The organism is Vibrio sp. J2-4 (assembly GCF_021728155.1).
Taxonomy (GTDB): Bacteria; Pseudomonadota; Gammaproteobacteria; order Enterobacterales; family Vibrionaceae; genus Vibrio; species Vibrio diabolicus.
Window position 1 is genome coordinate 557636 of sequence record NZ_JAKKCN010000002.1, and the last position, 12613, is coordinate 570248.

At 47.3% G+C, this 12613-nt stretch carries 11 protein-coding genes; all 11 read left to right on the forward strand.

From position 1 onward, the window contains the following. Nucleotides 1–21 precede the first annotated feature (21 nt). The 11 genes from fliD (at nt 22) to fliI (ending at nt 12609) form a co-directional block, all read left to right on the forward strand. A complete protein-coding gene (fliD, locus tag L3V32_RS07980) occupies nt 22–2013 on the forward strand; it encodes a flagellar filament capping protein FliD (RefSeq protein ID WP_237284086.1) in 1992 nt (663 codons plus the stop codon). Nucleotides 2014–2016: 3 nt separating this feature from the next. Continuing rightward, on the forward strand, nt 2017–2322 hold the full coding sequence (locus L3V32_RS07985) for a flagellar protein FliT (protein WP_046875534.1): 306 nt from the start codon (nt 2017–2019) through the stop codon (nt 2320–2322). A 12-nt stretch (nt 2323–2334) separates the two neighbouring features. Next, complete coding sequence (gene fliS, locus L3V32_RS07990; protein WP_012841524.1) at nt 2335–2745, forward strand: flagellar export chaperone FliS; 411 nt, start codon at nt 2335–2337, stop codon at nt 2743–2745. A 289-nt stretch (nt 2746–3034) separates the two neighbouring features. Next, nucleotides 3035–4501, forward strand: a complete 1467-nt coding sequence (locus L3V32_RS07995) for a sigma-54 dependent transcriptional regulator (protein WP_237284087.1) — start codon at nt 3035–3037, stop codon at nt 4499–4501. Nucleotides 4502–4697: 196 nt separating this feature from the next. Beyond that, nucleotides 4698–5729, forward strand: a complete 1032-nt coding sequence (locus L3V32_RS08000; RefSeq protein ID WP_046875535.1) for a PAS domain-containing sensor histidine kinase — start codon at nt 4698–4700, stop codon at nt 5727–5729. A gap of 36 nt (nt 5730–5765) precedes the next feature. After that, the gene (locus tag L3V32_RS08005) at nt 5766–7175 is read left to right on the forward strand and encodes a sigma-54 dependent transcriptional regulator (protein ID WP_237284088.1); all 1410 of its coding nucleotides are present in this window, start codon (nt 5766–5768) and stop codon (nt 7173–7175) included. 122 nt (nt 7176–7297) lie between these two features. After that, nucleotides 7298–7609, forward strand: a complete 312-nt coding sequence (fliE, locus tag L3V32_RS08010; RefSeq protein ID WP_012841525.1) for a flagellar hook-basal body complex protein FliE — start codon at nt 7298–7300, stop codon at nt 7607–7609. A gap of 14 nt (nt 7610–7623) precedes the next feature. Then, nucleotides 7624–9366 carry a flagellar basal-body MS-ring/collar protein FliF gene (gene fliF, locus L3V32_RS08015; RefSeq protein ID WP_006741698.1) on the forward strand — a complete coding sequence of 581 codons (1743 nt, stop codon included), beginning with the start codon at nt 7624–7626 and terminating at the stop codon, nt 9364–9366. Continuing rightward, the gene (fliG, locus tag L3V32_RS08020; RefSeq protein ID WP_012841526.1) at nt 9359–10414 is read left to right on the forward strand and encodes a flagellar motor switch protein FliG; all 1056 of its coding nucleotides are present in this window, start codon (nt 9359–9361) and stop codon (nt 10412–10414) included. Before fliF ends, fliG begins: the two co-directional genes overlap by 8 nt. A 71-nt stretch (nt 10415–10485) precedes the next feature. Continuing rightward, the gene (gene fliH / locus L3V32_RS08025) at nt 10486–11286 is read left to right on the forward strand and encodes a flagellar assembly protein FliH (RefSeq protein WP_006741700.1); all 801 of its coding nucleotides are present in this window, start codon (nt 10486–10488) and stop codon (nt 11284–11286) included. Nucleotides 11287–11289: 3 nt separating this feature from the next. After that, the gene (fliI, locus tag L3V32_RS08030; protein WP_006741701.1) at nt 11290–12609 is read left to right on the forward strand and encodes a flagellar protein export ATPase FliI; all 1320 of its coding nucleotides are present in this window, start codon (nt 11290–11292) and stop codon (nt 12607–12609) included. Nucleotides 12610–12613 lie beyond the last annotated feature (4 nt).

Consider the following 12613-nt stretch of genomic DNA (forward strand, 5'->3'; position numbering starts at 1 on the left):
GTCGTTTTTAGAGGTGATTTGATGAGTTTAGGCCCTTTGGGGATGTCTGGCGGCATGGATATCAATTCCATGGTCAGCAAAATTGTGGATGCCGAACGCGTACCAAAGCAGCAACGCATTGACAACGAGCGCACGACAATTAATGCCAGTATCAGTGCCTACGGGCGACTCAGAGAATCACTGGATACGATGAAAAATCTCATGGCGAACTTTCGTCAAGAGAAAGCGTTTGCCGTTCGTACTGTTGAAACGACAGACGACAATATCGTATCTGCTACTGCAACTACAGATGCTATCGCTGGCAAATATGCTATCGATGTGTTGCAGCTTGCCCAGAGCCACAAAGTCGCTTCTGACGTACTGCCAGAAGACGCAAAGTTTGGCCCTGGTAAGCTGCAGATTTCGCTTGGTGATGACACCTTCAACGTGAACGCTCGTTCGAGCTCCAAGCTCGCAGATGTCGTACGCGGCATCAATGGCTCAAAAGACAACCCCGGTGTTCGAGCATCTCTCATTAACGACGTTGAAGGACCACGCCTTATCCTTGCCTCAAATCTCTCTGGTAAGGATCATCAAATCAGAGTCAGTGTGGAGGCCGACAAAGGCAACCCTCTAAAGTATTTCGAATATCAAACACTTGAAGACCGTGTTAACGCGCTTGAAGAAGCTCGTTCAGCGGCGGAAGAAGTGTTAGGTCCTCTTCAATTCCCAGAGCAACCAGTAGAACTGGATGCAAACGGCAATCCTCTACCTCCAGAAGAGCAAAAAGCGGCAGAAAATGGACAAGATGATGGCTCCCAAGAGCCAATCTCTGCTGCGGGTGCAGAAGCCGCTAAAGCTGGGCAGGAAGCGATTGATGAAGCCAACCGACGCGCGAGTTTGCGCCCTGAAGACCGAATTCCAGGGTGGACAGAAACTGCGTCAGGCACTTTGCTGGATTCTTATGAAGAGCCAGAGCTAGAACTCGACGAGAAAGCAATAGAGAAGGCACCAGATGTTCCGGGTTGGAGCAATGCGGCATCAGGCACATTAACCGACTCTTACGTTACGACGAAAGAGGCCAAGCAGCTTCTTGAGCAAGAAAAAGCTGAAATTGAGCAAAAAATTGCGAGTGAAAAACAAGCGCTAGACGCAAAAGTTGAACGTGGTGAATTGACCGAAGAGCAAGCGAAACAAATTCATCGCGCTAAGCTGGATCCTCAAGAGCGTGAACGTTTAGAAAAAATTGATGAAGCAGAAGCGAAAATCGCAAAAGCGCAATCTGCTTTTGAAGAATACCTTGGTATGACAGAGGTACAAGCAGGGCAAGATTCAGAAGTTCTGCTTGATGGAGTAGCAAAGCTATCTAGTCACAACAATGTGATTGAAGATGCCATAGAAGGTGTTGATTTAACACTTAAAGGCAAATCAGAACCGAACAAGCCGCCTGCTGAAATTGGCGTGGAATACGACCGTCAGAGTGTGCGTAACGACATCGAAAACTTTGTTGCGGCGTACAACTCGTTTTATCAAACGTCTCAAGCGTTGGCGAGTGTGGATCCGGTCACTGGTCAAAAAGGACCGTTGTCGGGTGACAGTACCGTACGCAGCGCAGACTCACGATTAAAATCGGTATTTTCCACTCAAATTGATAAAGCGCCTGAAAACCTAAAGTCATTAACTGAATTTGGCATTACTACCACGCGTCAAGGTACCTTAGAAATCAACTATGACATGTTGGATCGTCAGTTGAACAACAACTTCAACGAGCTAGAAAAGTTCTTCGGTGGCAACACAGGTTTTGCTAAACGAGTCGAAGACGCGATTCATGGTATTACAGGCATTACAGGCAGCATTCGTACTCGAGAAAAAAGTCTCACAGAACAAAATTATCGTTTGAGTGATGATCAAGCGGCATTAGATCGCCGCATGGAAAGCCTAGAAAAGCGCACTCACGCGAAGTTTACCGCCATGCAAGATGCGACTGGCAAAATGCAAGGTCAGTTAGGTGCCTTAATGAGTGCGTTGGGTTAATAAATGCAAAAAGAACTCATAGATATTAGTGATATAGATCAACTAATTACGCAAGAATTGGAAAAAGTCGACTTTAATACTGAAGAAATTCTTCACTTGGTCGATATCAGGGAACGGTTATTGCAGAACCTGTTACCAATTATTCATCAAAATCCTTTGGTTAAGCAGGATGCAGAGTGGCAAGCGTTGCTTACTCGTACCAAAAGAATTGTCGAGCTGATGCAATCGGAAACGTCAAAGGTCGGAAAAGAACTTCATAAGTTTCGTTATGGCCAGCGTTCGCTTCAGCAGTACAAAAAATTTATTTAAAAGAGGATTACTATGCGCGGTTCTTTGCAAGCATACAAAAAGGTATCAGTCGACAGCCAGCTAAGCGCGGCTTCTCCGCACAAAGTCATTCAAATGCTTATGGCTGGTGCGATTGAGCGCCTTATTCAAGGTAAAGCGGCCATGCAAGCAGGCAATATTCCAGCAAAAGGTGAGCGTTTAGGTAAAGCGCTAGACATCATCATTGCGCTACGTAGCTGTCTATCGATGGATGACGGTGGTGATATTGCTTCAAACTTAGATTCACTCTATGAGTTTATGATCACGCAAATTTCAGCTGCTAACCATCAAAATGATCCTCAACTGATCGACGACGTTATCGACATTATCCGTGAGATCAAATCCGCTTGGGACCAAATCCCTACAGAGTTTCATAATCTTACAGCAGCTGAAGTCGGTATTTAATAACCAAAACAACGCGTTAAGATATTAGAGGAATATATTTGTCAATTGCGCAACGAGTTGTGTAGCAAAGTTTCTATCAAGCTCACACCTCTTTATTGCTTGGTTGCCTTATTTTTATATTCAAATAAAATAGAAGCCATTAGTAGCCCTAATGGCTTTTTTTGTTGCTGATTTTCCTATTTTGTCTATCGTAAATTGAGTGTGGTGGTTCTGCCTTCTTTTAGCACCCAATTGCGCAAATCAAGGTTTGGCCGCAACGCACCTAAAATAAAGGCAATCATTCTTACTTATGCAAGGTTTGGCAAAGCTGCTTGTAATTGATGATGACGCATCAAGTCGTTTAAATTTAAGCAATATATTGGAATTTGTTGGAGAAAATTGCGAAGCGGTCAGTTCTGATCAGCTCAGCGATGTTGATTGGTCTAGCGTATGGTCGTGCTGTATTGTTGGTAACATTCCAGCAGGTCAAGCGGCGAATACGGTTATCTCTCATTTAAACAGCGCCTACCACATCCCACTTTTAGTCATGGGCCGATTTCCGTTGCCCGTGGATGATCTTCCAAATTTTGTAGGTGAGCTAGAACTACCTCTTAATTACCCACAGCTTAGTGAGGCGTTACGCCACTGCAAAGATTTTCTGGGTCGAAAAGGGGTCAATGTCGTTGCCAGTGCACGAAAAAACACGCTTTTTCGCAGCTTAGTTGGTCAAAGCAGAGGTATTCAAGAAGTTCGTCACCTGATCGAGCAAGTCTCAGACACTGAGGCAAACGTGTTGATCTTGGGTGAATCTGGTACCGGTAAAGAAGTCGTTGCGCGTAACATTCACTATCATTCGTCGTACAGCTGTGGTGCCTTTGTGCCCATTAACTGTGGTGCCATTCCACCGGAGCTTCTAGAAAGTGAATTGTTTGGCCACGAAAAAGGCGCGTTTACTGGTGCGTTAACAGCACGTAAAGGTCGATTTGAGCTCGCAGACGGTGGCACGATCTTTCTTGATGAGATTGGCGATATGCCGATGTCGATGCAAGTGAAGCTACTTCGCGTATTACAAGAGCGCTGTTTCGAACGTGTGGGTGGCAATAGCACCATCAAGGTCAATGTTCGAGTTGTCGCGGCAACACACCGTAATCTAGAAAGTATGATTGAAGAAGGCACGTTCCGAGAAGACTTGTTCTATCGTTTGAACGTGTTTCCAATCGAGATGCCTGCGCTGAAAGAGCGCAAACAAGATATTCCATTGCTGCTGCAAGAGTTGATGACGCGTCTGGAGGCGGAGGGTGGCCAGCCTATCTGTTTTACCCCTCGTGCGATCAATTCACTGATGGAGCACAACTGGCCGGGTAACGTGCGTGAGTTAGCCAACCTTGTTGAGCGAATGATCATTCTTTACCCAAATAGCTTGGTCGATGTAAACCACTTACCAACCAAATATCGCTACAGTGATATCCCGGAGTTCCAACCAGAAAGTAATCCGTTTATTTCGGTTGAAGAACAAGAGCGTGATGTGTTCCAAGACATCTTCTCAGAAGACTTTAGTTTTGATGATCAAGACGATCTTGACCACAGCATGAACGCTCCGCAAGCGCTGCCGCCTGAAGGTGTAAATCTGAAAGAGCTGTTGGCTGATTTAGAAGTTAATATGATCAGCCAAGCGTTAGAAGCACAAGGTGGGGTCGTGGCACGAGCCGCTGATATGCTGGGTATGCGACGTACAACGTTGGTGGAAAAAATGCGTAAGTACAACTTACAACGCTAGGCAACGTTGAGATTTAAGACGATATCTAAATCATTTGGGCTATTTAGCATCGTTTTTCTGACACCAAAAACCGTTATCTGAGGGTGTCAACTTATTGTCGATGACTTAACGTCATGATAAATATAAAAAATAGCTTGGTACGCTAATTGCTTACCAAGCTATTTTAGTTTTAGCGGCGATATTTCGACAGGCAGTAATGGATAACAACACCAACCAATCCCATTTAGATTCCGTAGAAAATCAGGTTGAGCGCTATAAGCAGGTGCTTGATGTGATGCCTGCCGGAGTGATTCTGCTCGACACGTACGGCATAGTGCGTGAAGCAAACCCAGAGGCGCACCGAATTCTTGAGATTCCACTGGTTAATGAAAAATGGTTCAACATTATTCAGGCGGTGTTTGATCCTCGTGAGGATGATGGTCACGAAGTTTCCCTGCGGAATGGTCGTAAAGTTCGATTAGCCATTTCGGCTTCTACGACAGGTCAATTGATCCTGATTACCGATTTAACCGAAACTCGCTTACTTCAAGCTCGTGTGAGTGATTTACAACGCTTGTCATCGTTAGGGCGTATGGTAGCGTCGCTTGCTCATCAGGTAAGAACGCCGCTATCGAGCGCTATGCTATATGCATCCAATTTGGGAGCGCCAAACCTTCCACCAGCGACAAGGGATCGCTTTCAAACCAAATTAATGGATCGACTGCACGATTTGGAAAAGCAGGTTAATGATATGCTGCTTTTTGCTAAAGGTGGTGATAATAAAGTCATTAAGCCATTTACGATTGCTCAGTTGGTGGCGGAATATCAGCCGATGGTCGAAACCGCGCTAAAAAATAACGGTATTGATTACTGCCTAGAAGTGGAAGAAGAACAAACTGAGTTGCTAGGCAATGCGAATGCGATTGCATCCGCGTTGAGCAACCTTGTCATGAATGCGATTCAGATGTCTGGTAAAGAGTCGCAAGTCGATATTTTTTTCCGCCCGGTAAATGGCGAGTTGCGCATTTCAGTGCAAGACAGCGGACCGGGTGTACCTGAAGAACTACAAGCCAAAATTATGGAGCCATTTTTTACCACGCGTTCTCAAGGAACCGGGTTAGGGCTGGCTGTTGTTCAAATGGTTTGCCGTGCCCATGACGGTCGATTGGAACTTATTTCAGAGCAGGGTGATGGAGCCTGCTTTACCATGTGCATTCCGCTAGAGCGAGTGCAACCAGAAGCGCAGTAAGCAGCTTCTGGTAATAACAATTACTGGAGAATCAGAATGGCGCAAAGCAAAGTGCTGATCGTAGAAGACGATGAAGGTCTTCGTGAAGCCCTAGTGGATACTCTGGCTCTGGCAGGGTATGAGTGGTTAGAAGCTGACTGTGCGGAAGACGCACTACTAAAACTCAAATCGAATACTGTCGATATCGTCGTTTCTGACGTGCAAATGGCAGGTATGGGCGGGTTGGCTCTGCTCAAAAACATCAAGCAGAATTGGCCTAACTTACCAGTACTGTTAATGACGGCGTACGCCAACATTGAGGATGCCGTGTCGGCAATGAAAGACGGCGCGATTGACTACATGGCGAAACCATTTGCACCAGAAGTATTGCTGAACATGGTCAGTCGATATGCACCGATCAAAAGCGATGACAATGGTGACGCGGTCGTGGCTGATGAAAAAAGTCTGCGACTACTTGCTTTGGCCGATAAAGTGGCACGTACAGATGCGAATGTTATGGTGCTAGGTCCGAGTGGCTCAGGTAAAGAAGTGATGTCGCGTTATATTCACAACGCATCAAACCGTAAAGATGGTCCATTCGTTGCTATCAACTGTGCGGCGATTCCAGACAACATGCTGGAAGCGACACTATTTGGTTACGAGAAAGGCGCGTTCACTGGTGCGGTTCAAGCGTGTCCGGGTAAGTTTGAACAAGCACAAGGCGGCACAATCTTGCTGGATGAAATCAGCGAAATGGACTTAAACCTGCAAGCGAAACTATTACGTGTTTTGCAAGAGCGTGAAGTGGAGCGCCTTGGCAGTCGTAAGAGCATCAAGCTGGATGTACGCGTGCTCGCGACCAGTAACCGTGATCTCAAGCAGTACGTCTCAGAAGGCAACTTCCGTGAAGATTTATACTACCGCCTGAATGTGTTCCCAATTGCGTGGCCAGCACTGAACGAACGCAAAGGCGATATTGCGCCACTTGCCAAGCATCTTGCTGAGCGTCATTGCAGCAAGGTGGGGATGCCAGTGCCTCAATTTTCAGCCGTTGCGGTAGAAAAACTGCTGCAATACCCTTGGCCAGGTAACGTTCGTGAGCTGGATAACGTGGTGCAACGAGCTCTTATCTTAAGTGAGAATGGTGATATCGACGCTGAGCACATCTTACTAGAAGGGGTGGATTGGCAAGATGCCAACAGCTTGCAGCATGTGGTTCAAAATGCAGAGATGGTTGTACCTAATGTTAAGCCAGTCGCTCAACCTGAGAGTGTGAACCGTCCGGTATCTGGCGGGGAAGGCTTGGGCAGCGAGCTGCGTGACCAAGAATACGCCATTATTTTGGAAACCTTGGTGGAGTGTAATGGCCGACGCAAAGAAATGGCGGAGAAACTGGGCATAAGCCCACGAACCTTGCGCTACAAACTTGCCAAAATGCGTGATGCTGGTATAGATATCCCAAATTAACATGTGCAATCGCCATAAGACAAAAAGTGTAAGCAAACCGCTAACTAATGTCTTATGGCACGTTAATTGCTGTGTTAATAATCAGTTTTGTTAATAGTCAATCTTTTGGCTTAGAGGTGCTAATGAAAGTTGATGGTATTCAGGCAGAAATGCGCGCCATGATGGTAGAAGCAACCAATACTGCTCCTACTGCAAGTGGGGCGAAAGTTGGAGCAGATTTTAATGATCTCCTAACTAAAGCCATCAATAACGTGAACACACTTCAAAAAGCATCCGGTGATTTACAAACCCGTTTTGATCGTGGTGATGCCGATGTTTCCCTTTCTGACGTTATGATTGCTCGTAACAAGTCTAGTGTCGCTTTTGATGCGACGGTTCAAATTCGCAATAAACTCGTTGAGGCGTATAAAGACCTCATGAACATGCCAGTGTAATTTAGGTAATAAGTGTGGCAGACAAGTCTACAGATTTAACCGTCACTGAAGGCGGCTCAGATGGTGCACTGGTAGCAAGTTCCGACGTAGATGTGGAGAGTCAAAATCCAGATCTAGAGGAACGCAGTGCGTCAAAATTTGATATGGCAGTGGGTGACCTTGATTTACTTCGTCAAGTTGTACTTGTGCTGTCAATATCCATCTGTGTTGCATTGATCGTGATGCTGTTCTTTTGGGTCAAAGAGCCGGAGATGCGCCCGCTTGGAGCGTATGAGACCGAAGAGTTAATCCCCGTTCTGGATTACCTGGACCAGCAAAAAATCAATTACAAGCTTGATGGTAATACCATTTCTGTTGAATCGAGCGAATACAACTCGATCAAACTTGGCATGGTTCGCTCGGGCGTAAACCAAGCCACAGAGGCGGGCGATGATATTTTGCTGCAAGATATGGGCTTTGGCGTATCACAACGTTTAGAGCAAGAGCGCCTTAAACTCAGTCGAGAACGTCAATTGGCTCAAGCGATTGAGGAAATGAAGCAAGTTCGTAAAGCACGAGTCTTATTGGCGCTGCCAAAGCACAGTGTGTTTGTACGTCACAATCAAGAAGCATCTGCGTCCGTATTTTTGACACTGTCGACTGGCACAAACCTCAAACAGCAAGAAGTTGATTCTATCGTAGACATGGTGGCGAGTGCCGTTCCGGGAATGAAAACTTCCCGCATTACCGTCACAGATCAGCATGGTCGTTTGCTCAGTTCAGGCTCTCAAGACCCTGCTTCTGCTGCGCGACGCAAAGAGCAAGAATTAGAGCGTAGCCAGGAACAAGCGCTGCGTGAAAAAATTGATTCAGTGCTATTACCTATTTTAGGTTATGGCAACTACACGGCGCAGGTCGATATCCAAATGGATTTCAGCGCGGTTGAACAAACTCGCAAACGCTTTGATCCCAATACCCCTGCAACCCGCAGTGAGTACGCATTAGAAGATTACAATAACGGCAATATGGTAGCGGGTATTCCGGGGGCGTTAAGTAATCAGCCTCCAGCGGATGCCTCTATTCCGCAAGATGTGGCTCAGATGAAAGACGGTTCTGTCATGGGACAGGGTTCGGTGCGTAAAGAATCCACGCGTAACTTTGAGCTTGATACCACCATCAGCCATGAGCGTAAGCAGACGGGGACGGTTGCTCGTCAGACGGTTTCTGTTGCGATTAAGGACCGTCGTCAGGTCAACCCAGATACGGGAGAAGTGACCTATACCCCGATGTCCGAATCGGAAATTAATGCTATTCGCCAAGTCTTAATTGGTACGGTCGGTTTTGACCAAGGCCGTGGTGATTTGTTGAATGTACTGAGTGTGAAGTTTGCAGAGCCTGAGGCTGAACAGCTGGAAGAACCACCAATTTGGGAGCATCCTAACTTCAGTGACTGGGTTCGTTGGTTCGCAAGTGCATTAGTGATCATCGTTGTTGTGTTGGTTCTGGTTCGCCCAGCAATGAAGAAATTGCTTAACCCTACCAGTGATGACGAAGACGAAATGTACGGACCAGACGGCTTGCCGATTGGCGCGGATGGTGAAACTAGCCTGATTGGCAGCGACATTGAAAGCAGCGAACTGTTTGAGTTTGGTTCAAGTATTGATTTGCCAAACCTTCATAAAGATGAAGATGTATTGAAAGCGGTTCGCGCTCTGGTTGCGAATGAACCTGAACTTGCTGCTCAAGTAGTGAAAAACTGGATGAATGACAATGGCTAACGATATCGTACCTCAAGATGACAACGCCGCGGGAATGCCAGTTGAGCTGGATGTCTCAACCATTACTGGCGAAGAAAAAGCAGCAATTTTGCTACTGAGCCTCAATGAACAAGATGCCGCTGGCATTATTCGTCACCTAGAGCCAAAACAGGTCCAGCGTGTGGGTAGTGCGATGGCTAAGGCGAAAGATCTCAGCCAAGACAAGGTGTCAGCCGTTCACCGTGCGTTTTTGGAGGACATCCAGAAATACACCAACATCGGCATGGGCAGCGAAGACTTCATGCGTAATGCGCTGGTGGCAGCTCTTGGTGAAGACAAAGCCAACAACTTGGTTGACCAGATCCTGCTTGGTACGGGTTCAAAAGGCTTGGATTCGCTGAAATGGATGGACCCACGACAAGTGGCGAGCATCATTGTCAACGAACACCCGCAGATCCAAACCATCGTATTGTCTTATTTAGAAGCAGACCAATCCGCGGAGATTTTGTCTCAGTTCCCTGAGCGCGTGCGTTTGGATCTGATGATGCGTATTGCCAACCTTGAAGAAGTTCAGCCATCGGCACTGGCAGAGCTGAACGAAATCATGGAGAAACAGTTCGCGGGTCAAGCTGGCGCTCAAGCAGCCAAGATTGGCGGCCTGAAAGCGGCAGCGGAGATCATGAACTATCTAGACAACAACGTCGAAGGTTTGTTGATGGAACAGATTCGCGATCAAGACGAAGACATGGCGACGCAAATTCAAGACTTGATGTTTGTCTTCGAAAACTTAGTCGAAGTAGACGACCAAGGTATTCAGAAACTGCTGCGTGATGTACCACAAGACGTGTTGCAAAAAGCACTTAAAGGTGCCGACGATTCTCTGCGTGAGAAGGTATTTAAGAACATGTCGAAACGAGCGGCTGAGATGATGCGTGATGACATCGAAGCGATGCCGCCAGTTCGCGTGGCGGATGTCGAAGCGGCACAGAAAGAAATCCTAGCGATCGCTCGTCGCATGGCCGATGCAGGCGAACTCATGTTGTCTGGCGGTGCGGACGAATTCTTATAATCTCTATTGCTCCGCGATTATCCTATTGCGGGGCACCCTCACTTCTTAATCGAATACATAATAGGTAACCCATGGCTGGCGAAAGAAAACGTGGATTTATCCGTCCTGATGAAGATGATTCGATGATCGAACCACAACGTTGGGGGTTGCCTGATTACGGCGAGCCCAAAGCCAAGCAAGCAAAACAAACCGCGTTTAACTATGACCCGGGTTGGGTACCGAATCTTGAAGAGCCAGAAGAAGAGCAAGCACTTGAGCTAACCGAAGAGCAGATAGAGCTGATCAAGCAAGGCGCTTATCAGGAAGGTTTGTATCAAGGTCAAGAAGCCGGCTTTAAGCAAGGTTACGACAAAGGCAAAGAAGAAGGCCTGCAAGCGGGCCATGCTGAAGGGCTGGAGCTTGGAAAAGCCGAAGGCGTGACCGCAGGTCAAGAATATATTCAGCAGCAAGTTGAAACCTTTATGAACTTAGCGAACCAGTTTGCTCAGCCGTTAGAGCTAATGAATGCTCAGGTTGAAAAGCAGCTGGTAGACATGGTGCTCTGTTTAGTAAAAGAAGTCGTGCATGTCGAAGTACAAACCAACCCTCAAATTATTTTGGACACGGTTAAGCAGTCGGTTGAAGCGCTGCCAATATCAGGTCATCCCATTACCTTGCACCTGAATCCAGAAGACGTTGCGATTATTCGCTCAGCTTACGGCGAAGAAGACCTTGATTGCCGCAACTGGACGTTGGTTGCTGAGCCATCACTCAATCGAGGCGACGTCCAGATTGAGGCAGGTGAATCAAGCATTAACTACCGTATGGAAGAGCGCGTCAAAAGCGTGTTGCACAGTTTTTGTGGTGCAAACCGTCATCAAGAGGGTGAGTAATCCATGCAAGCATTGGCTGACCGTTTAAGAAACTACAAAGTTGAAGGCTTAACGACGCGCCCAGTTGCCTCTGGCAAACTGGTTCGAGTGGTTGGGTTAACGTTGGAAGCGACAGGCTGTCGCGCGCCAATTGGCAGTTTATGCTTAGTGGAAACCATGTCCGGTCAGATGGAAGCCGAGGTCGTCGGTTTTTCAGGTGATAACCTATTTTTGATGCCAAGCGAGCAAATTACGGGCATTTTGCCTGGCGCTAGAGTGACGCCATTAACCAGTGACGCTGGCTTGCCTGTTGGCATGGAGTTGCTTGGCCGCGTGATTGACGGGGTTGGTAATCCGCTTGATGGACTTGGCCCGTTGTATACCGATCATCGCGCCTCTTTTAATGCTGAGCCAATCAACCCGCTGGCTCGAAAGCCAATTTCAGAGCCACTTGATGTGGGCTTGAAAGCGATTAACGGATTATTGACGGTAGGTAAAGGTCAGCGTATCGGTCTGTTTGCCGGCTCTGGTGTGGGTAAATCGGTCACGCTTGGCATGATGACACGAGGTACAACCGCACAAGTTGTTGTGGTCGGTCTGATAGGTGAGCGTGGACGCGAAGTTAAAGAGTTTATCGAAGAGATTTTAGGTGAGGATGGACGACGTCGCTCTGTCGTGGTGGCTGCGCCTGCCGATGCATCACCATTGATGCGTTTGAAAGGCTGTCAAACCGCCTTAACCATTGCCGAGTACTTTCGCGATCAAGGTTTGGACGTTCTGTTATTGATGGATTCCTTGACGCGTTTTGCGCAAGCACAGCGTGAAATCGCCCTTTCTGTTGGTGAGCCGCCAGCGACAAAAGGCTATCCGCCATCTGTGTTCGCCAAGCTACCTGCTTTGGTTGAGCGTGCGGGTAACGGAAGCGCCGAACAAGGCTCAATTACGGCGTTCTTTACCGTGTTGACCGAGGGCGATGATTTACAAGACCCGATTGCGGATGCATCGCGGGCAATTCTTGATGGTCACATTGTGCTGTCCCGTGAAATGGCGGATGCAGGCCATTATCCTGCGATTGACGTCGAAAAGTCGGTTAGCCGTGTTATGCCGCAAATCACCACTGAAGAACATGTTCTGATGTCGAAAGCTGTACGTCAGGTCTTGTCGATTTGCCGCAAGAACCAAGATTTGGTCTCGATTGGGGCGTACAAGCCGGGCACCGATCCTGCTATCGATGGCGCGTTTACATTGAAGCCAAAGTTAGACGAATACTTACAGCAGAGCATGAAAGAATCGGTGCCATACGATATGTGCGTCAACATGCTTAGAAACATTTTGGGCGGGTGATAGC